This window comes from Acidovorax sp. KPB24-03 (genome assembly GCF_057546605.1).
In genome coordinates, this window is sequence record NZ_BAAJYR010000914.1 from 1 (window position 1) to 622 (window position 622).

Consider the following 622-nt stretch of genomic DNA (forward strand, 5'->3'; position numbering starts at 1 on the left):
CCACTGCATCAGCGCCACGCCGAGGAACATCGCCATGGTGAACACGGCCATGGCGCGGCCCGTCATCGCGGCGGGGTAGGCCGAGCGCACGTCGGCGTACTGCAGCACCATGTAGCCCGACAGCAGCCCTACGCCGATGGCGCCGCCCACGTCCAGCCAGGCCTGGTGCAGCAACCCGATGGCCACAAACAGCCCCGCCAGCACGCCGGTGAACCCGGCGATCCAGCGCCGGCGCCGCGCGGGGCCCGGGTCCAGCCGCCCGAACAGCGCGGGGCTGAAGAGCGACACGAGCGACACCACCACGGCCACGTTGCCGCTTTGCACCAGCGAAAAGCCGTGCCGCTCGATCAGCAGCGGCCCCAGCCACAGCCCGCGCAGTGCGAGGAACGACGCGTAGGTGTTGAGCGCCAGCAGCACGATGCCCGCTGTGTGCGGCAGCAGGAACAGCGCCGCGAAGCCGCGCACGGCGGCGCCCACCGATTCGCGCGGGGCGCCGTCCGCGTGCGGCCGCGCGGACTCGTGCACCTTCCAGAAGATCAGCAGCCACGCCAGCGCGGCCAGGCCCGCCAGCACGCCGAACCCCCAGCGCCACGACGCGTGCTGCACCAGCCAGGCCAGCGGC

At 73.2% G+C, this 622-nt stretch carries 1 protein-coding gene; it reads right to left on the reverse strand.

Translation table 11 applies throughout. The features are described from left to right. Positions 1-622, reverse strand: a 622-nt coding sequence (locus AC27KI_RS26775; RefSeq protein WP_487116934.1) for an MFS transporter, incomplete at both ends; no start/stop codon positions are given.